Source organism: Serratia sp. szju, assembly GCF_044594185.1.
Lineage (GTDB): Bacteria > Pseudomonadota > Gammaproteobacteria > Enterobacterales > Enterobacteriaceae > Serratia > Serratia bockelmannii.
Genome location: NZ_CP172576.1, coordinates 3,907,075 through 3,933,750, shown reverse-complemented (window position 1 = coordinate 3,933,750; position 26,676 = coordinate 3,907,075). Strand labels below are relative to the sequence as shown.

Sequence of the window (26,676 nt, the reverse complement as noted above, 5' to 3'; positions counted from 1 at the left end):
GGGCCGGGACGCACGCCCCCCGGCCCGGTTGCGTTATACCAACCCGTATTGCCGCGTCAGCAGCGAATGCAACAGCGGCCCAAGCGTTTCCAGCGAAACCGGCGACAGAATGTCCGCGTGTTCGCAGCGCTGATGATGGCAGATCAATCCATCCAGATACGGCGCCCACACGGCGTCGATATCCATCTCCGGCGGTAGCGTCTGGTCGGCGACAAACAGCGTTGCCGTGCCGTGGAAGCGCCGGCTGCGCGCCTGAGACAGAATGCGCACCGCGTCGCGGTAGTTGGCGACGATGCTGTCGAACATCGCCGCCTTCTCCGCCATCAGCGCCGGATCGCCATGATCTTCCGCCATAAACTCGGCCTGTTCCTGTGCCACCTCTTTCTGCGCGTCCTCCTCGCTGGGGCCGGTCCAATCCTGGCCTTCCGGCGGATAGGTATCCAGCATGCCGAGGAACGCCACCTCTTCACCCTGCTGCTGCAGGCGCGCGGCCATCGAGTGTGCCAGCGTGCCGCCGAGCGAATAGCCCAGCAGGTAATAAGGTCCCTGCGGCTGCAGGCGGCGCAGATTGGCCAGATGACGATCGACCATCTGCTCAATGTCCTCGCAGGTGGCGATAGCGCCATCCGGCCTTGGCGACTGTAGGCCGATGATCGGGTAGTTCCCCGGCAGATAACGGCTCAGCCCCGAGTACTGCCAGGCGAAACCGGAAGCCGGATGCAGGCAGAACAGCGCGGGGCCTTGACCCGCCCGCAGCTGCAGGCACTCGCCGACGCCACGGCTCTCGGCCGAGTTGGCGGCCTGCGCGTCATCGAGCAGGTGCGCCATCTTCTCTAGGCTACGGGCAAACATGATCTGCCCGACGCTCAGTGGCCGAGGGACGCGCCGACGCAGTTCCGCCGCCAGACGCATCGCCAGCAGCGAATGGCCGCCCAGCGCGAAGAAGTCGTCGTCGGCATACACCGTCTCACGCCCCAGCAGTTCCCCGAACAGCGCTGCCAGCAGGCGCTCGCTGTCGCTCTCCGGCGTGCGGCCGCTCTGGTGGCTCAGCTGCGGCCGTGGCAATGCCTTGCGATCCAGTTTGCCGCTGGCACTGAGCGGGAAGCTGTCGGTCATGACATAGCTGACCGGCATCATGTGCGCCGGCAAACGTTGCTCCAGCGCCTGATGCAGAGCGCCGGTATCCAGCGTCACGCCCGGTTGGGCGATCAGCCAGGCAACCAGTTGGCGCATATCGGCCCCGCCCAGCCCCGTCGCGCCCTCGCCCAGTTCGATGGCGTGCACCGCCGCTTGCGCTACCCCCGGCTGCGCCAGCAGCGCCTGCTCGATTTCACCCAGCTCGATACGCTGGCCACGGATCTTCAGCTGATCGTCGCTGCGGCCCAAATACTCGACGCTGCCGTCTTCCAGCCAGCGGGCGATATCGCCGGTGCGATACATGCGCGCGCCGTTGCCGGCGGGATCGGCGACAAACCGCTGCGCCGTCAATCCCGGCCGATGCAGATAGCCATCGGCCAGCTGAATGCCGCGCAGGTAGAGATCGCCGGCGCAGCCGACGGGCACCGGCCGCAGCATGGCGTCGAGAATGCTCAGTTGGGTGTTCCAGACCGGTTTGCCGATCGGCACGCCGGCGCCGTTCACCGCCGCCAATGCCGCGCCGGACGCCGGTTGATAGGTGACATCGACCGCCGCCTCCGTCGGGCCATACAGGTTGTGCAGCGGTGCGGTAACCAACGCCTGATAGCGGGAAGCCAGTTCACACGACAGCGCTTCGCCGCTGCAGAACACGCGTTTCAGGCTGGCGGCGGCGCGCTGTGGCGCCCGCTCGTTCAAGGCCTCCACCCAGATAGCCAACATGGATGGAACGAAATGCAGCGTGGTCACCCCATAGTCGTCAATCAACGTCGTCAGCGCCTGCGGATCGCGGTGCGCCTCCGGCGGCGCCATCACCAGACGCGCGCCGACCATCAGCGGCCAGAAGAACTCCCAGACGGAAACGTCGAAGCTGCACGGCGTTTTCTGCAAGACCACGTCCCGCGCATCGAGCGCATACTCGTGCTGCATCCAGAACAGGCGGTTGACGATCGCCCGGTGGTTCACCACCACACCTTTCGGCCGCCCGGTAGAGCCTGAGGTATACAGCACGTAGGCGGGATGATCGCCGCTCCCCGCCGGTGGGCGCGGCGCCGGTTCGCGCCCGCTGTCGTCCAGCACATCGAACCGCAGCGTCGGCGCCAGTGCGGCAAAGCGGGCGTCCAACGCGCTTTCGGTGATAATCAACCGTGGCTTGGCGTCCTCCACCATGTAGGCCAGCCGCTCGTCCGGGTAGCCGGTGTCCAGCGGCAACCAGGCGGCGCCGGTCTGCACAATCGCCGTCAGCGCCAGGCTGAGTCGCACGGAGCGTGGTAACGCCACCGCGACAATATCGCCCGGCTGAATGCCGGCCGCCGTCAGCCGCTCGGCCAACAGCGCGGCCTGGCGCTGCATGTCACGGTAGCTGAGGCTGTGCCCGGCATCCTGCAGCGCGATGCGTTCCGGCGTGCGCCGCGCTTGATCGGCGATCGCCTGATGCAAGGTGGTGTCCGCCACCGCCTGTCCAGTGCGGTTGACCGCCGCGATCAGCGCCTGCTCCTGCGGGATTTGCAACTGCCAGCGCGGCAGCGGCAGATCCGGCTGGGCGATCCACTGTTGCAGCAGCGCCATCAGCCGCGCGGCGAAGCGCTCAGGCTGCGGCACCGAGGCGCGGTACTCCATCAACAGGCGCAGACGTTCGCCCGGCAGCACCAACAGCGTCAGCGGATAGTGGGTATAGCCTTTGTTGCGGATGGCGTCGCAGCGCAGCGACCCTTCGCCGCCCAGCAGAGCGTCGTTGTCCGGGTAGTTCTCTACCACCAACAGCGTATCGAACAGCGTGCCCGCCCCGGCCAGGTGCTGGATCTCCCCCAACCCCAAATCGTCGTGCTCCAGCAGTTCAATCTGCCGGTGCTGCAGTTCGGTCAGCTGTTCCGTCAACGAACGGTCATGCTGCAGACGAACCCGCACCGGCAGCGTGTTGCTGAATAGGCCAACGTGTTCCTCGACCCCTTCTATCTGGCCAAAGCGGCCGGAAACCGGCGAGCCGAACACCACGTCCTGATGGCCGCAATAGCTGGCCAGCTGCAGCGCCCAAATGCCCTGCATCACGGTATTGAGCGTCAACCCGCGTTCGCGGCACAGGGTCAGCAAGCGTCTTTCCTCGGCCGGCGGCAGCGTCATTTCCAGCTCATGCACGCGATCGTCCTGCACTTCACCGAACAGCAACGTTGGGCGCACATCCTGCAGCGTATCACGCCAGATGCGGCGCGAAGCTTCAGCATCCCGCGCGGTCAGGCGGCGCACGATATCGGCGTAGTTCGAACGCAGCGTCGGCAGCGCCTGCTCGCCTTCACGCAAGGCCAGCATCAGATCGTTGAGCACTACCGGCGTCGACCAGCCGTCGACGATCAAGTGATGGGCATTGAGGAACAGCGTGTGGCGTTCGCTATCGCCGTGTTTGACCCACAGCGCATGCAACATTGCGCCCGGCTGGTTGAACAGATCGCGCTGCAGCTCTTTCTGCTCCAGCTCATTCAGCGCCTGCATTTCTTGCTCGTCGGACAGCGGCAGCAGCCTGTGGCTGTCCAGCGGCCAATGGCTTTCCTGCGGTATCAGCTGCAGCGGTTCGCCCTCGCGGTTGAATCGGGTGGCCAGCTGCGGATGGCGGCGGATCACCGCATCCAGCGCCTGCTGAAGGCGATGTACGTCCAATTCTCCGCAGAGGCTCAGGCGCGTCAGCGAGTTATAGCTGCCGCCCTGCTGCGCCGTCTGTGCATGGAACAGCAGGCCGTGTTGCAACGGCAACAGCGGCAGCGCCGCGGCTAACGGCCCGCACTCCCGCTCCCAGGCGCGCACCGCCTCATCGTCGGCGCCCGGCTGGGCGATCTCGGCCGCCACCAACGTTGCCGCCGCGCGATCGGGATGCCGTTCGGCAAATTCGCACAGTGCACGCACCGCTTGCTCGATGTCGCTGTGCAGCTGCGTAATGTCGCTCTCGCTGAAAATCCCCTCCAGCCAGCTCCAGTTGATCGCCAGGCAGGCGCCGTCGCGCCGCTCTTCGACAAAGATATTCACCTCCAGGCCATACGACAGCGCCTGCTGCGCATCCTGCGCCACGGCGAAGGCGTCGCGGAAGCGGGTTTGGCTGCGTTGCGGCGCCCAGTTCCCCTCGTCCTGGCTGAAGCGCCCGAGGTAGTTGAATAAAATCTCCGGCGCATTGCGCTGCGCCAGCGCCGCCAGTTCGTCACGCCGCGGATGCAGATAACGCAGCTGGCCGTAACCGATGCCGCGATCGGCTACCGCACGCGTCGCCCGTTTCACCGCGCGCACGGCCTCATTGTGCTCAGCGTCATGCAGTTCGATGCGCAGCGGATACTCCGCCGTCAGCCAGCCGACGGTGCGGGCCAGATCGAGGCCGTCGTCCAGTTCGGCGCGGCCGTGCGACTCCAGAGAGAAACGCAGCGAAGCGGCCTGGAAACGCTGGCGACAGGCCTGAGCCAGCGCGCACAGCATGATCTCTTCAACCTGGGCGCGATAGTTCTGCGGCAAGGTGCCGAGCAACGCGGCGGTCAGCCGGCTGTCGATCAGCGTGCGCCGTTCGCTCACCGAGGCGAGGCGATCGGTCTGCGGATCCAGCGCGCGCCGGCCCAAACGCGGCACGTCGTCCGCCAGCATCTGCCGCCAGAACGGCAGCTCGGCTTCGCGGCGTTCGACGTCGGCTCGTAGGCGTGCAGACCACTCATAGAGCGAGGTTTCTTCCGGCGGCAGCATGATCGGCTGCCCCTGCATGGCGCTGTCGGCCACTTGCCGCAGTTCGTCGAGCAAGATGCGCCAGGAAACGCCGTCGACCACCAGATGGTGGATCGCCAGCACCAGCCCCAGGCTCTGCTCGTCGCGCTGCAGCAGGATGGCTTGCATCATGGCGCCGGCCGCCGGATCGAGATGGTCAAGCGCGGCATCAAACGCCTGTTCTGCCGCTGATTCCAGCTCACCGGACACGGTATTAACCTGCATCAGCTCACCGGCGGCGGCGGTTTCAACCACCAACTGACCGTCGCGGATCCGCGCGCCCAGCGCCGGGTGTGCCGTGTGCAGCTGTTCCAACGCATAACGCAGCTGTTGCGGCTGCAGCTCGGCAGGTACACGCAGGAAAACGCCGTGCGCGAAGCGGCGATGCATATCGCCCGTCTCGGCAAACCAGTGCAGGATCGGCAGCCCGTCGATCGGGCCTTGCTGTACGCTGCGTGCAGCCTGAGAGTCTACGGCCAGCGGCTGCATCGCCTGCGCCATGCGCGCGGGGGTGTGCAGCGCGAAGATCTCGCGCGGCCGCAACAGATACCCTTTGCGCCGCAGGGCGGTACCCAGCCCCATCGCCGAGATGCTGTCGCCGCCGAGCGCGAAGAAATCGTCGTCGGCGCCGACGCGATCCATCCCCAGCAGCTGCGCCATGGCGCCGCAAATCAGCCTTTCCTGCTCGGTGGCCGGCTCGCGAATGCTTTGCGCCAGCGTCTCCTGCGGTTTTGGCAGCGCCTGGCGGTCAATCTTGCCATTCACGTTAAGCGGCAGCTCCGGCATCACCACCAGGATCGCCGGCACCATATAATCCGGCAGACGCTGCGCCAATTGCCCCAGCAGCTCGCTTTGCAACGTTGGCGAAGCGCGACGCGCGTCATCCTGCACCGAGCAGTAACCGATCAAACGATAGGTGGCGCCGATCGGCTCGGCGATCACCACCGCCCGCCCCACGTCCGGCAAGGCGGCCAAGGCGCTTTCCACCTCACCCAGCTCGACGCGGAAGCCGCGCACCTTGATTTGGTGATCGGTCCGGCCAATGAATACCAGCTGACCCTCCGCGCTCCAGCGCATCAGATCGCCGCTGCGGTACATCACCTCGCCTTCGGCGAACGGGTTGGCGACAAAGCGCGCCGCCGTCAGATCCGGGCGCCGCAGGTAACCGCGCGCGATGCCTTTGCCGGAAATGTACAGCTCGCCCGCCGCGCCGATCGGCACCGGCTGCAGCCGGCTGTCGAGCAGCCAGACGGCGGTATTGGCGAGGGGACGCCCGATCACCGGCTGATCGGCGGCCGTGACCGGCGCGCCGAGGGTATCGACGGTATATTCTGACGGGCCGTAATAGTTGTGGATCTCCACCTCCGGATGCTGCTGCATCAGGTTCCACAGCGTCGGCGTTGCCGCCTCACCGCCGATCATCACGAACGCCGGCAGCGGGAACTGCCCCTTCAGCAGGCCGCAGTCCACCAGTTGTGAGAAGAACGACGGCGTGATGTCCAGCAGATCGATCGGCGTCTGTTGGGTTTGTTCCAGAAGCGCCCAGGGGTCGCGGCGCAGCTCCTCGTCGAAGATAACCAGTTCGCTGCCCATCATCATGCAGAACAGCGGTTCCCAGGAGGAGTCGAAAGAAAACGAGGCGGTATGGCCGGCGCGCAAGCGGCGCGCGTGGCGAGCCTGGAATTTTTCGATCGCCGGGCCAAACAGAGAGGCCTGGTGCGACAGGAACAGGTTCAGCAGCCCGCGGTGCGTGGACATCACGCCCTTGGGTTTGCCGGTCGAACCGGAGGTGTAAATCATATAGGCCAGATGCGCCTCGTTCAGCGGCGCACGCCGTTCGTCGTCCGTTATCGGCGTGGCCTCGGCAGCCGCGCAGCGCGCCAGGCACGCTGCGTCGTCCAGGCACAATACCTGCGGCAGATCCGGCATATTGAGCTGCGTCGCGCGGTGGGTCAGCAACATTACCGGCCGCGCGTCGTCGCACATCAGCGCCAGGCGTTCACGCGGGTAATCCAGATCGAGCGGCATATAGGCCGCGCCGCTGGCCAACACGCCGAACAGCGCGACCAGCGTGTCCACCGAGCGCGGAATGCCGATGGCAACCACGTCTTCAGCGCCGATGCCGCTTTCGATTAGCACTCGCCCCAACTGCATCACCCGTTCGGAGAGCTGCCGGTAGCTGAGGCGCTCGTCGCCGCAGGCCACCGCCAATGCCTCAGGCTGGCGTTCAACCTGGCGCTGGAACGCATCCAAGATTGACACCATGCCCGTCGGCGGCGTCAGATCGGCGCCGCGCCCCCAGGCCGCGAGTTGCCTTAGCTCCCCTTCGCCGATCAGCGCCAGTTGAGCGTTCGGCTGGTGCGGCTGTCGCGCCAACTGCTGCAGCCAATGGCCGATGCGCTCCGCGTGATGATGCAAGGTGCGCGGCGAGTATTTGGCCGGGTTGGCCACCAAAGACAGCGTCAGCACGCCGTTGCGAAAGCCGATCTCAAACTCCAGGTCATCGACCGGCCCCATCGCCAGCGTATGGGTAACGGCCGCTTGGCCGTCGAACGACAAGGCGCTGTGGTAGACCTTGACGTTGATCACCGGCCCGTACAGTTCCTGATGGCCACCGACCAGGCCGAGATCGCGCTTGATCTGCTCCGCCTCATAGCGTTGATGGCGGCGCGCCTGTTTGATCTGCGCTACGGTCGCCTGGCAGACGTCCGCCAGCGACAGCTCCGGCGTCACGTTCAGCAGCAGCGGCAGCACGTTGACCACCGGGCCGACCGCCGCCAGCGCCTGCGACCCCATCCGCCGCATGAAAGGAAAACCGACTGAGAAGCGGGTTTCGCCGCTCATGCGCGCCAGATACATCGCCAGCGCCGCCGTGACGATGTCGGCCGGTTGCAGCGCCTGCAACTCGTCGTCGCGCAGCGCTTCGTCAAACAGTGACTCCGGCAGCACCAGCACCTGTTTGAGCGGCCGGGCGCCCGGTTCAACCTCCCGGCTTTCCGTCGATAATGACAGCGGCGACGGCAGTTCGCGCAGATGCTGGCGCCAGAATTCGGCCGCCCGCTCACGTGCGGGCGACGTTTGCCATTGCTGAAACTCTTCCACTACCTTGCCGAACGGGGTAAACGGCGAGGCCACCGGCGACAGCCCGTGGCGCAGCGCGCGATAGATATCGGCGATCCGGCGGGTGATGGCTTCGAAACTGAAGCCGTCCAGGGTCAGATGATGAAAGCGCTGGTACCAAAACCAACGATCGGCGCTGACGCGGATTATCGCATGGCGATAAAGCGACCGTTCGCCGTCCGCAGGCAAATCCTGCGCCAGATCGTCGTTCATCAGCGCCAGCGCCGCCTGTTCGGCGTCCGGCTGCGCGCTGAAATCGAACCACTCCGGCGCCTGTACGCGCGCAGGGTCGGCTATCAACGGGAGACGCTGCACCGGCTGGCCGTCCTGCGCCTCAAAGAACCGCGCCTGAACCGTATCCGCTTCGGCCAGCCCCTGACGGATCGCGCGCTCCAGCGCCGAACGATCGATAGCGCCGTGCAATTCGGTGTAGTGCGCCACGGCGAAGCTGTTGCGCCGCAGCGCGATTTGGTCGGCGATCCAGATCCCCGGTTGCGCCGCAACCAGCGGATAATCCCGATACTCGACCTGAGTATCCGGTAAAGAAAGCGTTTCTGACATGGTGTCTGTCCTTTCCCTCAAACGGAATGTATCGATGTGGCTGCCTGGCGCTTAACGCGCCGCATCCGCCGCTTTCAGCGCCGCCGGCCGCATGTCCTGCCAGTGCGTTTCGATGTAGTCGATGCATTCGCCGCGCGACGCCGGCCCCATCAGCACGCGCCACCCCTGCGGCGTATCGGCAAACTGCGGCCACAGCGAGTACTGCTGTTGCGCGTTGATCAGCACGGAGAAACGGAGATTTTCGTCATCGAACGGGTTCTGTTGTTCCTGAGTCATTTGCCTTACCTGTCTGTCAAAATGTGGGATTACTTCATTGCGGAAAGCAGCTGGCGCACGCCGTCCACCAGGCCGCCACGCCAGCAGAGCGCATCATGTCCGCCGGAAAACACGCGGTATTCGGCGCGGTGCCCTGCCGCCGCCAGCGCCTGATGCATCTGGCGATTAACGAATTCGATGTCCGCCTCCCGATCGCCGGCTTGCTGAATCACGGTGAGCTTGGGCGCCGCCGGGTTGCGTTGCCGAACCTGGCGTATCAGCCAGCCTTCTTCCAGCTCGTGGCGTTTTTCGAACTGGGTAACGAATTGCACCGTAGGCCACCAGAAGGAGCCGGACTGGCTCAGCACGTGGCCGAAGCGCTCTGGCCAGTGCAAACCGGCATATAACGCCGCCAGCCCGCCGTAGCTCTGGCCGGCGACGACGGTGCGCGCCCCTGCCTCGCTGAACGGTTCGCGCCGCTGCGCCTGCGGCAACAGTTCGTCGATCACCGCCTGCCAAAACGCGGCGTTGCAAGGCAGCTCGTTTTCCCGGTGTTCGCCGTCGATCGCATCGATCAGCAGCCAACATGCGGCCGGCAGGTGCCCTTGTGCGGTTTCGTGCTCGATCACCGGCAACAGCGCGTGCTTTTCGATCCAGTTTTGGCCATCGAGCAGCAGCACCAGCGGGCGATTCGCTTTCATCGCCGCGTCGCCGCTGGCATACAGCCAAACTCGCCGCTGGTTATCCAGCCGTTCGCTCTGCCACTGGAAAAGCTGCAGCCGCGCCTCCTCCAATGGCCGATCGGCGGCCTGCCAGGCGCTTTGATCGTCGGCATCCGGCCCTTGCGCCAGGGATACGGGCCGCGGGCGATGAGACGGTCCCAACGAGAGACGATTCAGCGGATCGGCAATCGCCAACGGGAACAGCGATACCCACCAGGCGCGCTGTTGGCGATCGCGCAACGTTTCGTCGTCGCTAAAGACGGGGGGAAGATCCCGGTCGGTAATGGGGATCAGGCTGTAGCTGCCGCGCCAGCGGCGATCGATAACGACCGCGCCGTACCAAACGTCGGTGCCGGGGAGCCGGGTCAGGCTGCTGGGGGACGTGCTGTGGTGATCGGTAATGCCGTTGATATCGGCGTAAACGCGGCATATCGGCGAGTGCCGTTCATCGCCGTCGGGATCGCGCCACAGCCAGGTCATTTTGACGTGGCTGTCATCGTGCGGTTCGACCACGGGTGTGCCGTGAGCGGCAACCTTCTGCCACCACGCGGATTGCCCTGCCGCCTCTTCACGCAGCCACTGCGCCGCCAATCCCTCACGACCGTTTTCTGGCCTCTTTTCCGGCAAAAACTCCATAGCGCCCCTTACATAACATGAGTGTCTTTTACAAAACCTGACAATCGTATTGATACTCATTATCATTTTCAATACTATTTGTCGGATTTTTACCGTCGTGCAAACACGACGTCTCCACGTCGACGGGACAAGACCGCTTGTCGGCATTTCGGGGTTTATCAGGGTGGCATGACACACAAAAGTAGGTATTCAGGAGAGATAATGAAGATTAAAAACAAAGGGATAGCAAACGGAAGTGCGGAGGCGATGTCCGCCAAGCGTCTGTTGCTGGGATCGGCGCTGGCCTTACTGCCCTTGGCGCAACACGCGTCCGCCGCAGCGGACGAAACGATTTTGGTGACCGCCGACGCGCAAAACAGCGTGACCGCACCGGTCAAAGGGATCGTCGCCAAAGAGAGCGCTGCCGGCACCAAAACCGCCACCCCTCTGCGCAAGACGCCGCAGTCCATCTCGGTGGTCACGCGCGAGCAGATGAACGATCAGGAGCCGGCGTCGGTCGCCGACGCGCTGAACTACACCAGCGGGGTGATCACCACCTACCGCGGCAACTCCAACCGCAATGACGAAGTGATCAGCCGCGGCTTCCGCTATGCACCCAAGCTGCTCGACGGTCTGCACTTTGGCCTCTCGAGCCAAAACGGCGGCGCCGGGCAGATCGATCCCTGGTTGCTGGAGCGTGTGGAGATGGTGCACGGCCCGGCCGGCGTGCTGTACGGCCAGGTCAGCCCCGGCGGCGTGGTGGTGATGACCAGCAAGCGCCCTACCGCCCAGAGCATTCACGAGGTGAAATTCAGCACCGGCAACCGCCATCTGGCGGAAACGGCGTTTGATTTTGGCGGCAAGCTCAACGACGACAACACCCTGTTCTATCGCCTGAACGGTATCGCCCGAACCGAACATGAGTTTGTCAAAGACAGCAAGCAGCAACGGGTGGCCATCGCCCCGGCCTTCACCTGGCTGCCGAACGAAGATACCAGCTTTACGTTGCTGACCAGTTACCAGAACGATCCGAAAGCCGGATCGCGTAACTTCCTGCCGCGTTCCGGCACGCTGTTCCCGACCAGCGCGGGCTACGTGCCTTACGACTTCAACGTCAGCGAACCCAGCTTCAACAAGTCGCGGCGCGAGCAGGCGTCGATCGGCTACAGCCTCGAGCATAACTTCAGCGATGCGCTGTCGTTTACCCAGAACCTGCGCTTCACCCACCGTGATGAAGACTATAAATATCTGGTTTATAACGTAAACTCGACGGTCAACGACCACACCGTCACCCGCATGGCGCAGCATGAATCGCAGATGACCAACGAGTTTGGCGTGGATAACCAGCTGAAGGGTTTGTTCGACACCGGCGAGGTGAAGCACACGGTGCTGGGCGGGTTGGATTACCGCTACAGCCATATCGATTCGAAGATGTATCGCGATCGCGGTAACGATTACCCGATCGACTGGGCCAACCCGGTTCGCCCCAGCATCGATGGCAGCACGTTGGCGCTGGTTTCCAGCGATTTGAAGACGCTGAATCAGGTCGGGGTGTATCTGCAGGACCAGCTGGAGTGGAATAACTGGAACCTGCTGCTGTCCGGCCGTCAGGACTGGTCGCAGGTCAACACCCGCGATCGCACCAGCGGCGGCAAAGAGCAGACCTATAACGATGCCCAGTTCACCGGCCGCGCGGGCCTGCTCTACGCCTTCGACAACGGCATTTCACCGTATGTCAGCTACAGTACCTCGTTCGATCCTAACCTGTACCCAAGTGCCGCGGGCGCCGATCCGCTCAAGCCGACCACCGGCAAGCAAACCGAGGTGGGCGTGAAGTACCAGATCCCGGGCGGCAACACCCTACTGACCCTCTCCTGGTTCGACATTACCCAGCGCAATGTGGCGTCTTATAACCGTCTCACCTCCGCCTACGAGCAGATCGGTGAGGTGAAATCCAAAGGGATTGAGGCGGAAGTACACGCTCAGCCTACGCCGGAGATCACGCTGACCGCCGCTTATACCTACACCGACGTAGTGACCAAAGACTCCAACTCGGCGGATGAAATTGGCCACAGCCCGGCGGGCATCCCGCGCCACGCGGCCTCCGCCTGGGGCAGCTACAGCGTCCTGAGCGGTGCGCTGAACGGCCTGACCGTCGGCAGCGGCGTGCGTTACATCGGCGATGCGCCGGCCGACGCCACCGGCCAGTACGACGTGCCGCACTACACGCTGTACGATGCCATGGTGAAATATGACCTCGGCCAGGCTTCGTCGGCGCTGCGCGGTGCGGCGCTCCAGCTCAACGTGCAGAACCTGACGGACAAGAAATACGTCTCATCCTGCAGCGGCGAGTACGCCTGCTTCTACGGCAGCGGCCGCAGCATCATCGCTTCGGTCAACTACCGCTGGTAACAAAAAGGGGTGGCCAACATCGTAATGTTTGTCAGTTAGCGTTTTTCTGAAGGTATTGATGACGTTTTCGGGCGATAAATGAAAATGAGCAAGGGGCCGTAAGATGCTGCCCCTTGCAACCCACGCCTTTGTCCAATCCCCATGCCGCACGCGGGTTAACTCGTGCGGCATGGTCATCAGGCGTTACGCCCCGCCATCACGCCGCCATCGATATCCCAGATAGCGCCGGTCACCCAGCCAGTCTTGTCAGAAAGCAGGAAAGTGATGGTTTCCGCGATGTCGACCGGTGAACCCACGCGTCCGATCGGATGAAAGCTGTCGAAGCTGTTCATCACATCCTTCACGTCGTCTTTCGGAATGAAGCCCTCATAAATCGGCGTGTGAACGACAGCTGGAGAAACCGCATTCACACGGATCCCTTTTTCACCCAGTTCAATAGCCAGGTTTTTGGTCAGCGCGTGCAGACCGGCTTTGGCCATTGAGTAGGCTGAAGACGGTGTGGCACCGATGGCCTGTCGTGCCCACATAGAGCCAATATTGACGATAGCGCCTTTGATATCGGCCTCGACCATATTGCGCACTACGTCGCGGGTGATAAAAAACGTGGCGCGGTTAATGCTCATGTACATGTCATAGTCTGACGCTTCATGTTCTGTAAACGGTTTCGGGAAGAACACGCCAGCCGCATTGACCAGCAGGCTGATATCTTTGTGTTCGGCGTTAATGATGTTCACTACATGCTGCAGACCTTCTTCTTTCATCAGGTCTGCAACGATGACGGAAACCTGGCCGTCTGCAGCCAGCGCCTGACGGGCCTGCTCGGCTTTGTCCTGACGATGGCCAACAAGCACCACGCTGCCGCCGCTTTTCAGGACCCGCTTCGCCGTTTCGAAGCCCATACCGCTTGTACCGCCGACCACTAACAGTTTTTTGCCAGCAAAAGATGTATTCATCGCTAACCTCTTTACATTCATCTGGTTGTCATTAATAAGAAGCCTGGCTTCTCATCGTGTGAAACCAGATTGCCACCCTGAAAACCGATTGACGACTGAGAAGAAATTGCGACACAGGAAAGAAAATCTTTCTCGCCGGCGTATACTGAGGAAAAGAATGAATCAGGATGATCACAATGCGATCGTTAAACCGACTTAAATGGCTGCACGCTTTTGAAGCCACCGCCAGGCATGGCAGTTTTACCGGCGCGGCGCAGGAGCTGGGTGTCACACCCGCCGCCGTAGGTCAGTTGGTCCGTTCGCTGGAAGACTGGGTCGGACACCCGCTTCTTCACCGCACCCGCTCCGGCAAGGAGCGACTGACGCTGGTAGACGAAGCGCAGGAGGCCCTACAAGATATCACTCAAGGTCTCGATAAACTGGAAACCGGTTTAAGTAAGCTTCGTGGTCGCCGGTCACGCTCGGTGGTCGTGGTGACGGCGTCCCAGGTACTGATGATGAACTGGCTGATGGACCGCCTGAACCGGTTTGCGGAAACGCATGAGAATATCGATCTGCGGCTTAACGTCACGGAAAAGCTGATGGACGTGTCGTATGGCGAGGCAGATATCGGCATTCGCTGTGGACAGGGAGAGTGGCCCGGCGTGAGTAAAACCTGGCTAATGGATGAGGAAGCCGTGCTGGTCTGCAGTCCACGCCTGGCTCCCCCCGAGAAAATGGCCTGCAGTGAATGGCTCGCCACGCAAAAACTCATTCACGATGACACGCCGCATCCTGGTGCCGATTTTCCATCATGGGGTGATGTACTGAGAGCGGTCGGTGCGCCCGAAACGCGGGAAAGCGGGCTGCATATCAATTCTACTTCAGCAGTGATCCTGTCGGCGCTGAGCGGCAGGGGCGTGGCCATCGTTCGAAACGCTCTGGTAAAGCAGCTTATCGAGACCGGGCAGTTGGTTCATCTCCATCCCGACCATCGCTGGCCACTTAGATGGTCCTACTATCTGGTCACCCCGCAGCAACATGTCATGCGTGATGAAGTGAAAATTTTCCACGACTGGCTTCTTCAGGACGTCGTCTCAGACCGTTCATAAACGATCATCGCAGCTATTGCGCTACCTCGGCATTCGCCCTGGGGCGTCGTGCCCTTTCCCGCCGCCTTTACTCCTGCTTCAATTCCCGCAAGTGCTTGTACACCGTGGCGCGCCCCATCGACAGCACGTTGGCGATGTAGTCCGCGGCGCTTTTGGCCTTGAACGCGCCCTGATGGTAGAGATCGCTGACCAGTCGCCGTTTTTGTTCGCGGCTCAGCGCGCCGAGCGCGGCGTTTTCGCGCCGCAGCCAATCGTGCAGGAAAGTGTTGATCTTCTCCTGCCAGTCGTCTTTGAACAGCTCTTGTGGCTGAGGTTGCAATCGCGTGACCGACAGGAACATGTCCAGCGCGTTGCGGGCGTCCTCGAACATCGCGGTGCTCAGGTTGATGCACAGCAGATAGCTGGGCTTGCCCTGTTCGTCGCGTGCGGCAATGCTCACCGAACGCATCTTTTTGCCGTCCCAGTTCAGCTTCTCATAGGGGCCGGTCACGCCGGCGCCGCCATCGAGCTCGAAGTCTTCCAGCCCGGCGTCGTCGCCCGGTTTACGCTTTGACAGGTTGTTCGCCAGATAGGCAATTTTGTTGGTGGCCAGATCGTGGATCACCACTTCCGCATTCGGGAAAAACAGCGCCGCGATGCCGTCAGCGACCGAGCGCAAAAGTTCGAGTTGAGAAGAAGAGTTCGGCACGCTGGGGGTCTCCGTATGGCCCGGTTTGGTTTGCTGTTCAGCCGCTTAGCATACCGCAGTTGCCGCCGCTTGCCGAGTGGAGCGGCGGCAAGCGGCGTATCCTTTGCCGGTTATTCCGCCTCGGCGCCACGCCGATAAAACACGTAGCTCTCGCGCGCCACGCTGTCGCGGACCCGATAGCGCCAGATCAGCCCGAGCGTGGTAAACCACAGCGGCATGCTGCACAGCGCGATCAGCGTCTCGCTATCGAACACCATCAGCACCAGCGTAAAGGCGAAGAATGCCAGCGTCAGCCAGGCCATCGCGACCCCGCCTGGCATTTTGAAATTGGAATCGGCGTGCAGATCCGGTCGCTTCTGGCGATACACCAGGTAGGCGACCAAAATCATGCCCCAGCTGTAAACCACCAGGATTGCCGCCACGGTAGAGACGATGGTGAACAGCGTCATGACGTTCGGCACCAGTATCAGCAGCAAGGTGCCGGCCACCATGCAGAAGCAGGAAAACAGCAGGCTGCGGATCGGAATGGCCGTGGTGCGAGACAGAATGCGGAACTGACCGTGGGCGTGCTTTTCCATCGACAGGCTGTACAGCATGCGGGTGCTGGAATACACCCCGCTGTTGGCCGAGGACATCGCCGAAGTCAGCACCACGAAGTTGATCACCGCGGCGGCAGCCGGCAGCCCCGCCCGATCGAACAGCATCACGAACGGGCTGCTGTCCGGCGAGATGTGGCTCCACGAGGTGACGGCGATAATGGTCAGCATCGAGCACACGTAGAAGACGATGATGCGCGCCGGGATCGCGTTGATCGCCTTCGGCAACACCTTCTGCGGGTTTTTGGTCTCCGCCGACATCGTGCCCAACAGCTCGATGCCGGTACAGGAGAAAATGGCGATCTGGAACCCGGCGAAAAAGCCGAAGATGCCGTGCGGCATGAAAATGGCGGGATCGGTGACGTTATGCAGCGAAGCGGTCACGCCGTCCGGCGAGGTCCATCCGCTGAACACCATCCAGGCGCCGGTGGCGATCAACGCGACGATCGCCACCACCTTGATCATCGCAAACCAGAATTCGGCTTCGCCGAACATCTTGACCGACAGCATGTTGAACAGACACAGAAACCCCAGCGTCAGCAGCGCTGGCAACCAGGGCGAGACGTTAGGCAGCCAATACTGCACGTAGCCGCCGCACACCACCACGTCGGCAATGCAGGTCACGACCCAGCTCAGCCAGTAGGACCAGCCGAGAAAAAAGCTGGCGCGCGGCCCCAGGTATTCGGAGACGAAATCGGCGAACGAACGGTAATCGAGCCGCGTGAGCAGCAACTCCCCCATCGCCCTCATGACCATGAACATGAAAAAGCCGACGATGGCGTAAGTCAGTACGATGGAGGTGCCCGACAGCGCGAGGGTTTTCCCGGCGCCCATAAACAGCCCGGTGCCGATGGCGCCGCCGATCGAAATCAGTTGAATGTGGCGCGCGCTCAGCCCGCGCTGCAAGGTTTGGGCACAGTTTGGCCCCTCGGCTGAACCTGGGTTCAGCCGATCGCAGTGATTTTTTGTCATGGTGTTACCTGTCCGTCATTAAGGCGATTAAGCAACCGATATGCGGCTGCAGCAGGAGTGAAACGCCCGTGAGCGTTCTAACCGGCAAAAAAGTGAGACCGAACGCTGCCCGCCCCGTTGTAACAGGGAGGTAATAATAATGGGTACCGAGAAAATGCTCTCGTGAGCCGTCGTATCGCCCACGTTTGGCGAACATAGCCTGAGCGTGGTGGGTAAATACTACAATATCAAATAGTTATGCTTTCCCTTGTGCAACAAAAAAACGACGCCGGAGTCGTTTTAACATTAATTTAACTCTGGCGAGGGGAAATGCCATTGTCAACATGGCAGTTAAATAAAATGAAACTTTTTGATCACATTCAAGCTTCTGAAAAATAGATAAAAAGGGGTTTTATGCGCTTTATATGCATAAAATATGCATGAACTCGCTCACCGTCGACAAAAAGTAATTAACTATTCATTTGCCGCCCTGCAGGCGGCGAAAAACCGTCCGCTGGCCCGATGAGAGGGGGGCTAACAACCGGCATAATTAGTGGTAAATTTAGCGTCGCAAAGTGTTATGCGCTTGCTAATCCACGGTTAAACGAAATAAATACCTCTAAAATATAAAGGTTGGTTATGGAAAAGCTATCCTACGCTTCAGACAGCAGCACCACCGCTTGGGCTACATATCTGCAACAAATCGATCGCGTCGCCCCTTACCTCGGCGACCTCTCACGCTGGGTTGATACGCTGCGTCACCCTAAACGCGCTTTGATTGTTGATATCCCGCTGCAGATGGACGATGGCACCATCCGTCACTTCGAAGGTTTCCGCGTACAGCACAACCTGTCGCGCGGGCCGGGTAAAGGCGGTATCCGCTTCCACCCTGACGTCGATCTGAACGAAGTGATGGCCCTGTCCGCCTGGATGACCATCAAGTGTGCCGCGGTCAACCTGCCGTACGGCGGCGCCAAGGGCGGCATCCGCGTCGATCCGTTCAAACTGTCTGAAGGTGAACTGGAGCGACTGACCCGCCGCTACACCAGCGAAATCGGCTTCATCATCGGGCCACAGAAAGACATCCCTGCGCCGGACGTCGGCACCAACGCCAAAGTGATGGCCTGGATGATGGATACCTACTCCATGAACCACGGCACCACCATCACCGGCGTAGTGACAGGCAAGCCAATCCACCTCGGCGGTTCCCTGGGCCGTGAGAAAGCGACCGGCCGCGGCGTGTTCGTCACCGGCAGCGAAGTGGCCAAGCGTCTGGGCGTGCAGATCGAAGGCGCCAAAGTGGCGGTACAAGGCTTCGGTAACGTGGGCAGCGAAGCGGCCCGTCTGTTCGTCGGCGTCGGCGCGCGCGTCGTCACCATCCAGGACCACTCCGCTACCCTGTTCAACGCCAACGGTATCGATCTGGTCGCGCTGACCGAATACCAGGCCAAGCACAAGCAGATCGCCGGCTTCCCGGGTGCCAGCGAGATCGAGAGCGAAGCGTTCTGGTCGGTTGACATGGACATCCTGATCCCTGCGGCGCTGGAAGGCCAGATCACCCGCCAGCGCGCCGAAATCCTCAGCGCCAAGCTGGTGCTGGAAGGGGCTAACGGCCCAACCTTCCCAGAAGCGGACGACATTCTGCGCTCCCGTAACATCACCGTAGTTCCGGACGTTATCTGTAACGCCGGCGGCGTAACGGTCAGTTACTTCGAGTGGGTGCAGGATATGGCGAGCTACTTCTGGAGCGAGTCCGAGATCAACGAGCGTATGGACAAGATCATGACCGACGCGATGGTCCACGTCTGGAACAAGGCCGCAGAGAAAGAGTGCAGCCTGCGCACCGCGGCTTACATCGTGGCTTGTGAGCGCATCCTGACCGCACGTAAAGAGCGCGGCATCTACCCAGGTTGATGCCGGCTTATTTGGCCTGCGAGCGGGCCATTGTTTCAGGGGGCGAAAGCCCCCTTTTTCGTTTCACCTATTTTTGAAACAAGGCCACGATTTCTGGCGAATACAGGTCGGGATATTTTTCTGCCGACCCGAGTATATTCTGACGAACCGTTTTACCTTTTACGCTTGGATCTGCTGCCACATACTCTGCCGGGAAAGCCAGCGCATCTTTATCGGCACCCGCAGCCAACAACGCCTTGACGCAGTCAGGATTATTGCTGGTCAGGCTTTCCAGCAGTGGTGTGCCAACAGGCCAGGCCTGTTGCTGGGGCGGTTGAGCATCGATAGAGGTTCCGGGTTTATGCAACAAGGCGATACGCTGTGCCGCTTGCGGGTCCGGCTGGCCGTCTTGGGAAGCATCCCGCGTGCAAACAAAGTGCAAAGGCGTTGATCCTACCTTGCTGACGCCATAAGGATCTGTACCGGCGGCTACCAGCAGTTTGATGACCTCCAGATTAGTCGCCCCTTCCCCCATTATCGGTGAGAATCCCTGCGGGGTAACCTGCTTGGCATCCGCACCAGATTGCAGCAACAGTTTTACCAGCGCGGGCGCGGCTCCTTGGCTTTGGGCGGCGGCAATAAGTGGTGTATTAGTCCCCCCTTGTGCAATGACGTTGGTATTGGCACCTGCTTTTAGCAAGCTCTGTAAAATGTGAAGGTCATCATCGGATAATTCAGACTTGTCGGTATTTCCCAACGCTGACAACAATACGGTTTCTCCATTGTCACTGATGGCTTGATTCACATTCACCGACATATCAAGAAAACGATCGAGCAGCGCCGGCTGTTTGTAATAGGCGGCATACCATAACGTTTGAATAGTAGGGTGAGCGCCATTTTTTATCAGTTCATTAATGGTGTCCATATCGCTACTGCTCTTAGAGTAAGCATACGTCATTACCGACTCATCGAGTTTTTGGGTAAGTTCCTCTTGTTCCCCAGCGTGTGCTGCAACCGAGCTCCCCAGCAGGCTCAGCGCCAGTGCGCAGGCTGTGGCACAGCGATTTAAAATAGGCATTTTTTTGTTCCTTCAAAATAATAAAAAAATTAAACAAGTGCTTTCCATTATTACGCAATGGTCATAATCACAGAACTCTGAAGTATTCGTATGAAGCGTGCTAACAGATTTCTCTTCCATTTTAGTGGGGAGCCGTTTTTCTACCATAGGAAACAAACGAAAATCAAATTCATTACTGATTAGACCGCCAAGATAATTATGGCCTTTATTCTTGCCAAGAAAGTCAACTCAATTTTTACGCTTTTTAATCGTGTATTCCACAGCACTTTGCGGTTCGCATTCCCAGGGGGGCTGGGCTATACCTTAGGCATTCCCCCTCCTGCAGGAGTTGTGATCATGAGCAAGAAAAAAATCCTGATGCTGGTCGGCGACTACGCCGAAGATTACGAAACCATGGTGCCGTTTCAGGCATTGCAGATGATCGGCCATTGGGTGGACGCCGTGTGCCCCGGCAAAGCCGTCGGCGACTACATCCAGACCGCGATCCACGACTTTGACGGCGCACAGACCTACAGCGAGAAACCCGGTCATCGTTTCACCCTGAACGCCGACTTTGCCGCCGCCAAAGAAGAACACTATGACGCGCTCTTGATCCCCGGCGGTCGGGCGCCCGAATACCTGCGTCTGAACCCCGAGGTGATCGCGCTGGTGCAGGCGTTTGACGCCGCGAAAAAACCGATCGCCGCCGTTTGCCACGGCCCGCAGTTGCTGGCAGCGGCCGGGGTGTTGAAGGGCCGCACCTGCAGCGCCTACCCGGCTTGCGCCCCGGAGGTGCGACTCGGCGGCGGCCATTATGCGGAGATCGGCATCGATCAGGCCCACGTCGACGGCAATCTGGTCACCGCCCCGGCCTGGCCGGCGCATCCGCAGTGGCTGGCGAAATTCGCCGAGGTATTGGAGCAGTAAACGCGCAACCTCGTACCGCTCTTGCGGCACGAGGTTATTGTCACTCGTCATGCGGGTATCAGTGCCCCCGCCCTAAATCGCTTGACCTTGCCAACGTTGGAAGCCGGATAACGCAGGATGAGCTGCTGCTACGCAGTAAATTCCACAGTCGACGTCGGTAGAAAAGGTCAAATGATGAAAGCTAAAACTCTCCTCTCGACGGCAGCGGCGGTAAGCATCGCTTTCGCCGTTGCCGGATGCAACGACAGCGCACCGTCCGCCACCGCACCGCCGCCACCCGCCGTACCGGTGGCCGAGGTGCTGGTGCGTCCGGTCACCCCTTTTGTCGAATTCAGCGGTTCCCTGACCGCCGTCCAGCGCGTTGAGCTGCGGCCGCGGGTCGCCGGGTACATACAGGCCGTGAACGTCCCTGAAGGGCGCGTCATTGAAAAAGGCCATCCGCTCTTTCGTATCGATCCGCGGCCCTTCCAGGCGGCGCTGGACGCCGCAGCGGCGCGGCTGCAAGAGGCTGAAGCCACCGCTATGCTCGCCCAGGCCGACTTTGCGCGCGCCCGAACGCTGTTCAACCAAAAAGTCATCGCCCGCGAGCGTTTTGATGCCGCCACTGCCGCGATGAATGTGAGTAAAGCGCAGGTCAACGCGGCAAAGGCGGCGTTGACGGCGGCGCAACTGGACATGACCTTTACGCGCGTCACCGCGCCAATCACCGGGCGAGTCGGGCGGACGCTCATCACCGAAGGCAACTATGTCGCCAGCGGCGTCACGGCGCTCACCACCATCGTTTCCGTCACCCCACTCCACATCTACTTTGACGTCGATGAACGCACCTATTTTCAATCGCTGGCCGCCTGGCGCGACAAGACGGCAACGCATGAGATCAAGGTCATGACGGCGTTGATCGGCGACAAAACATACTCACGTCCCGGCCGCGTAGACTTTATCGCCAATGCTGCTGAACGGACGACCGGCACGGTACGCCTGCGCGCGGTGATCGATAACCCCGATGGACGGCTGTCCCCGGGGCTGTTCGCCAAGATCAAGCTGGAAACCGGCGCGCCACAGGCCAAGGTGTTGATCGCCGATCTGTCGATTGGCACCGATCAAAGCCGTCGTTATGTCCTGGTCGTCGATAAAAACAACCAGACCGAATACCGCCCGGTAGAACTTGGCCCGGTTGTTGATGGGATGCGCGTGATAGAGCGAGGGCTGCAACCGGGAGAACGCATCGTGGTGAAAGGGCTGGTGCGCCCCGGCATGGCGATCACACCCCGCCCTTCGATGATTGACGGCACGCCTGCAACACAACCGAACACGATGGGAGATGCGACATGACGTTTCCCCGCTTCTTCATCAAACGCCCGATCTTCGCCATTGTTCTTTCCATCTTGACGTTGATCGCCGGCATCGTGGCGCTGTTCCAATTGCCGCTGAGCGAATATCCGGCGGTCACGCCGCCCACCGTCCAAGTGACCGCCTCTTACCCCGGCGCCAATCCCAATGTGATCGCGGAAACGGTGGCCGCGCCGCTGGAGCAAGCCATCACCGGCGTCGAAGGTATGCTTTATATGTCTTCACAGGCGGCGACCGACGGCCGAATGACGTTGACCGTCACGTTTGCGCAAGGAACGAATGCCGACATGGCGCAGATCCAGGTGCAAAACCGGGTGGCGCGCGCGTTACCCCGGTTGCCTGCAGAGGTGCAGCATCAGGGCGTGGTGACGCAGAAAACCTCACCGGACATCCTGATGGTGGTGCATCTGCTGTCGCCCGACCAACGCTACGATCCGCTGTATATCTCGAATTACGCTTATCTGCAGGTTCGTGATGAGCTGTCCCGTATTCCGGGCGTCAGCGATGTCCAGGTTTGGGGAGCCGGCGAATACAGCATGCGGCTCTGGCTGGATCCGGATCTGATCGCCGCACGCGGGCTAACCGCCGGCGATGTGATCGCTGCGGTGCGCGAGCAAAACGTGCAGGTGGCGGCCGGTTCCGTCGGTCAGGCGCCCGATACCAATGCCGCATTTCAGGTTACGGTCAATACCCTGGGGCGGCTGGCCGATGAGAAACAGTTTGGCGATATCATCATCCGCACCGGCAGCGACGGCCAGGTGACCCGCTTGCGCGACGTCGCCCGTATAGACATGGGCGCCGATGCGTATGCGCTGCGCAGCCTGCTCGACGGCGAGCCGGCCGTCGCGCTGCAAATCATTCAGAGCCCGGGCGCCAACGCGCTGGACGTCGCTCAGGCGGTCAGAGCGACCGTCAAACGCCTGGAAGGCGACTTCCCAGCCGGGCTCAGCTCACGAATCGCCTATGATCCCACGGTTTTCGTGCGGGCATCGCTCGAGTCGGTGGTGACGACCCTGTTGGAAGCGATCCTGCTGGTGGTGATCGTGGTGGTGGTGTTCCTGCGTAGCTGGCGAGCCTCGCTCATTCCGCTGCTCGCGGTGCCGGTCTCGCTGGTCGGCACGTTCGCCATCATGCATTTGATGGGCTTCTCTCTCAATACGCTGTCTCTGTTCGGTTTGGTATTGTCTATCGGCATCGTCGTCGATGACGCGATCGTGGTGGTGGAAAACGTCGAACGGCACATCGAAAACGGTAAAACGCCGCAGCAAGCCGCACGGCTCGCCATGGATGAAGTCACCGGGCCGATCGTCGCCATCACCTCGGTGTTGGCCGCTGTGTTCATCCCAACGGCGTTCCTGAGCGGTTTACAAGGGGAATTTTACCGGCAGTTCGCACTGACTATCGCCATTTCTACCCTGCTGTCGGCGCTCAATTCCCTGACGCTCAGCCCGGCGCTGGCCGGCTTGCTGCTGCGGCCGCACCCGGCGGAACATCGCGCTCCCGGCCGCATTCAGCGTATCTTGCAAGCCGCCGTCCGGCCTTTCCAACGCGCGCCGGACGCGTATGCCAATGCCGTACGTAAAACGGTGCGCGTCAGCGGCGTGGCGCTGGCCATTTACGGCGGGCTGCTCGTTCTGACGTTTTTCGGCTTCCAGGCCGTACCGCCGGGCTTCGTGCCCATGCAGGATAAGTACTATCTCGTCGGCATCGCCCAACTGCCCAACTCGGCCTCGCTGGATCGCACCGATGCGGTCGTTAAACAGATGTCGAAGATCGCGCTGGCGGAACCCGGCGTGGAAAGCGTCGTGGCCTTTCCGGGGCTGTCTATCAACGGCTTCGTCAATGTGCCGAACGCCGCCGTGATGTTCGTTATGCTCGATCCGTTTAAAGAGCGCGCCACGCCCGATCTGGCCGCGTCAGCCATAGCGGGTCGGCTGCAGGCGAAGTTCGCCGACATTCCCGATGGTTTCCTCGGCGTATTTCCGCCACCGCCCGTCCCCGGTCTCGGCGCCACCGGCGGATTCAAGATGCAGGTGGAAGATCGCGGCGGCGTGGGGCTTGAGTCTCTGGTTGAGCACACGCGGCTCCTGATGGTGAAAGCCACCGAATCGGGACAGGTCGCCGGTCTGATGACCAGCCTGGACATCAATGCGCCGCAACTTGATGTGGTTATCGACCGTACGCAGGCGAAAAGTCAGGGTGTCAGCCTGGCGGATGTGTTCGAGTCGCTTCAAATTTACCTCGGCTCGCTTTACATCAACGACTTCAACCGATTTGGCCGCACTTACAAGGTGACCGCCCAGGCCGATGCCGACCATCGCATGCAGGCGGAAGCCATCGGCCGACTGCAGGTGCGCAACGCGGCCGGTGACATGCTGCCGCTGTCTTCCTTTGTTACCGTGACGCCCGGCTCCGGCCCGGATCGCATCATCCGTTACAACGGCTACCCATCGGCTGATATCTCGGGCGGCGCGGCGATAGGTGTCAGTTCCGGTCAAGCGGTGGCCTTGATGGAGCAACTGGCAAAAGAGACGCTGCCGGAAGGCATGACCGTCGAATGGACCGATCTCACCTATCAGCAAAAGCTCGCGGGCAACGCGGCGCTGTTCATTTTCCCACTGTGCGTACTGCTCGCTTATCTCATTCTGGCCACGCAATACAACAGCTGGCTGCTGCCTTTGGCCGTACTGCTGATCGTGCCGATGTGTCTGTTGAGCGCCATGATTGGCGTCTGGCTGTTGGGGGGCGACAACAACGTTTTCGTGCAAATAGGCCTCATTGTGCTGGTCGGTTTGGCCGCCAAAAACGCCATCCTGATCGTCGAGTTTGCCCGCGGTCTGGAGGATGAAGGTGCTAACACGCTCGAGGCTGTGATTAAGGCTTGCCGGCTGCGGTTAAGACCGATCGTGATGACTTCGATCGCGTTTATTGCCGGCGTCATTCCGTTGATCTTCGCCAGCGGCGCGGGTGCGGAAATGCGCCATGCCATGGGGGTTGCGGTATTCGCCGGCATGCTGGGCGTGACCTTGTTCGGCCTGTTCCTGACACCGGTGTTTTATGTGGTGATTCGCGGCCTGACGGCGCGATTCGAGCAATACCGTACCAAAGGCAAAGCCAACGTAAGGAGCGAGTCTGATGAGAAATCTTCGTAGAACCTTTTTATTGCCGCTGAGTGCGATCGCCTTGTTAGCCGGGTGTGCAGCGGTCGGTCCAGATTACTCGCCGCCCGCCCCCCGGGCTCTCTCCGGCTTCGGCCCATCGCCGGTGGGACTCGGCGCCGGCGATGTCGAGATCGCATGGTGGCGCATCTTCGACGATCCGGCGCTCACCGAATTGATTCGGCGCGCGTTGGCGGCGAACCATGATGTCGGCATCGCCGTCGCCCGGTTAGACGAAGCCAAGGCCCTGTTGCGTGAACAACGGCAGGATTTCCTGCCGCGCGGCGACGTCGCGTTGAGTTATGAGACGCGTCGACGGGGGGAGGCAGAAAAAATGGCCGCCCAGCCGCGCCATGCGGAAACCTACCGCGGCGCGCTTGACGCCGCATGGGAAATCGACCTCTTTGGGCGCGTTCGGCGCTCGGTTGAGCTCGCTCAGGCGCAAGCAGGGAGCCGTGAAGCACTGCTGCGGGGCGTTCAGGCGGGCGTCGCCGCCGAAGTGGCCGCCACCTGGTTCGAACTGCGCGGTTTTGAGGCCGAACTTAAGGTGGTCGCCGACATCAACCAAAGCCAGCGTGAAAGCCTGGCGCAGGTTGAAAGACAAATGCGCGCCGGCGTCGCCAGCGAAGTAGACCGATTGCGCGCCGAGGCGCTCTTGCTCAGCGTCGAAGCGACGACGCCGGAACTGGAACGTCGCCGATCCGCCGCCGTCAACGTATTGGCGACGCTGCTTGGCGAAACGCCCCAAACATTCCGTCCTCCGGCCACCGAACGGGGGAGTCAGCTGCCTGCGCTGCGGACTATCGCCGTGGGTACGCCCGGCGCCCTGCTTGCCCGACGCGCCGACATTGCGACGGCGGAGCGGGAGCTGGCCGCGGCCACCGCCCGGATTGGCGTTGAAACAGCAGATCTCTACCCGCACGTTGAGGCACGAGGCTCGATCGGGCTGGTCGCCGGCAATCTCGATGCGATAAATGGCGCCGGCGTGCTGTCTGGCTTCATCGCGCCAATCATTCGTTGGTCATTTCTTGATATCGGCCGCGTGCGCGCCAGGATCGCCGCCAGCGAGGCGCAGGCGCGACAGGCGTTATTGATTTATGACCAGACGGTGCTGCGTGCGCTGCGTGAAACGGATGATGCCTTCAAAGCCTACGCCGAAGCGGCCGACCTGCTTGCTCTGCGGTTGCTCGAAGCGGCGGCGAACCGCGAAGCGGCAAGGCTCTCACGGCTGCGCTTTGCGGCGGGACAGGGCATTTACCTGGAGGTGCTCGAAGCCGAACGGGCCGACTTCAGCAGTCGGCGGGCGGTGGAGCTCGCACACACCCGGCAGCGGCTTGCCGTGGTGAGCATCTATAAAGCGCTCGGCGGTGGCTGGGAAGTGTGCGCAACGGCGATGAGCGACTGCCGCGGCGCAGGCAATTCGGCCATAGCGAAAAAAGTTGGCGGTAAACCTTGACCTTCCCG

Annotated in this window: 14 protein-coding genes; 7 read left to right on the top strand and 7 right to left on the bottom strand. The window is 61.4% G+C overall.

The annotated features are described in order from the left end of the window. Positions 1 to 33: 33 nt before the first annotated feature. Genes RE418_RS18530 through fes form a run of 3 tightly spaced genes read right to left on the bottom strand, consistent with a single transcriptional unit; the run spans position 34 to position 10,157 of the window. Positions 34 to 8,544 (bottom strand): amino acid adenylation domain-containing protein, encoded by an 8,511-nt coding sequence (locus RE418_RS18530; RefSeq protein ID WP_399675425.1) that lies wholly within the window; start codon positions 8,542 to 8,544, stop codon positions 34 to 36. A 51-nt stretch (positions 8,545 to 8,595) separates the two neighbouring features. Continuing rightward, complete coding sequence (locus RE418_RS18525) at positions 8,596 to 8,820, bottom strand: MbtH family protein (protein ID WP_049295632.1); 225 nt, start codon at positions 8,818 to 8,820, stop codon at positions 8,596 to 8,598. Between the two features lie 29 nt (positions 8,821 to 8,849). Beyond that, positions 8,850 to 10,157 carry an enterochelin esterase gene (gene fes, locus RE418_RS18520; RefSeq protein WP_233494393.1) on the bottom strand — a complete coding sequence of 436 codons (1,308 nt, stop codon included), beginning with the start codon at positions 10,155 to 10,157 and terminating at the stop codon, positions 8,850 to 8,852. A 201-nt stretch (positions 10,158 to 10,358) separates the two neighbouring features. On the opposite strand from fes, the gene RE418_RS18515 reads away from it, so the two are divergent. Beyond that, positions 10,359 to 12,548, top strand: a complete 2,190-nt coding sequence (locus tag RE418_RS18515; RefSeq protein WP_089180915.1) for a TonB-dependent siderophore receptor — start codon at positions 10,359 to 10,361, stop codon at positions 12,546 to 12,548. A gap of 176 nt (positions 12,549 to 12,724) precedes the next feature. On the opposite strand, the gene RE418_RS18510 is transcribed toward RE418_RS18515, so the two are convergent. Beyond that, on the bottom strand, positions 12,725 to 13,501 hold the full coding sequence (locus RE418_RS18510; RefSeq protein ID WP_049204054.1) for an SDR family NAD(P)-dependent oxidoreductase: 777 nt from the start codon (positions 13,499 to 13,501) through the stop codon (positions 12,725 to 12,727). Positions 13,502 to 13,677: 176 nt separating this feature from the next. On the opposite strand from RE418_RS18510, the gene RE418_RS18505 reads away from it, so the two are divergent. After that, a complete protein-coding gene (locus tag RE418_RS18505) occupies positions 13,678 to 14,592 on the top strand; it encodes a LysR substrate-binding domain-containing protein (protein ID WP_043137436.1) in 915 nt (304 codons plus the stop codon). A gap of 67 nt (positions 14,593 to 14,659) precedes the next feature. Here the strand turns inward: RE418_RS18505 and RE418_RS18500 are convergent, their stop codons facing one another. Beyond that, positions 14,660 to 15,280: a transcriptional regulator gene (locus RE418_RS18500; RefSeq protein ID WP_016927684.1), complete on the bottom strand. Its 621-nt coding sequence runs from the start codon at positions 15,278 to 15,280 to the stop codon at positions 14,660 to 14,662. A gap of 110 nt (positions 15,281 to 15,390) precedes the next feature. After that, positions 15,391 to 16,848, bottom strand: coding sequence for an amino acid permease (locus RE418_RS18495; protein ID WP_025302876.1), 1,458 nt, complete (start codon positions 16,846 to 16,848; stop codon positions 15,391 to 15,393). A 618-nt stretch (positions 16,849 to 17,466) separates the two neighbouring features. On the opposite strand from RE418_RS18495, the gene RE418_RS18490 reads away from it, so the two are divergent. Further along, the gene (locus RE418_RS18490) at positions 17,467 to 18,741 is read left to right on the top strand and encodes a Glu/Leu/Phe/Val dehydrogenase (RefSeq protein WP_043143546.1); all 1,275 of its coding nucleotides are present in this window, start codon (positions 17,467 to 17,469) and stop codon (positions 18,739 to 18,741) included. 67 nt (positions 18,742 to 18,808) lie between these two features. Here the strand turns inward: RE418_RS18490 and RE418_RS18485 are convergent, their stop codons facing one another. Further along, complete coding sequence (locus tag RE418_RS18485; protein WP_089180916.1) at positions 18,809 to 19,798, bottom strand: ankyrin repeat domain-containing protein; 990 nt, start codon at positions 19,796 to 19,798, stop codon at positions 18,809 to 18,811. 336 nt (positions 19,799 to 20,134) lie between these two features. Here RE418_RS18485 and RE418_RS18480 point away from each other — a divergent pair, with 336 nt between their 5' ends. The 4 genes from RE418_RS18480 to RE418_RS18465 all read left to right on the top strand — a co-directional run bounded on the left by RE418_RS18480 (position 20,135) and on the right by RE418_RS18465 (position 26,668). Further along, positions 20,135 to 20,704, top strand: coding sequence for a DJ-1/PfpI family protein (locus RE418_RS18480; protein WP_043143542.1), 570 nt, complete (start codon positions 20,135 to 20,137; stop codon positions 20,702 to 20,704). A 171-nt stretch (positions 20,705 to 20,875) separates the two neighbouring features. Continuing rightward, positions 20,876 to 22,036, top strand: a complete 1,161-nt coding sequence (locus RE418_RS18475) for an efflux RND transporter periplasmic adaptor subunit (protein WP_272932650.1) — start codon at positions 20,876 to 20,878, stop codon at positions 22,034 to 22,036. Then, positions 22,033 to 25,206, top strand: coding sequence for an efflux RND transporter permease subunit (locus tag RE418_RS18470; protein WP_089180917.1), 3,174 nt, complete (start codon positions 22,033 to 22,035; stop codon positions 25,204 to 25,206). Before RE418_RS18475 ends, RE418_RS18470 begins: the two co-directional genes overlap by 4 nt. Then, positions 25,190 to 26,668 (top strand): efflux transporter outer membrane subunit, encoded by a 1,479-nt coding sequence (locus RE418_RS18465; RefSeq protein WP_089180918.1) that lies wholly within the window; start codon positions 25,190 to 25,192, stop codon positions 26,666 to 26,668. The genes RE418_RS18470 and RE418_RS18465 overlap by 17 nt, the downstream gene beginning before the upstream one ends. The last annotated feature ends 8 nt before the right edge of the window (positions 26,669 to 26,676 follow it).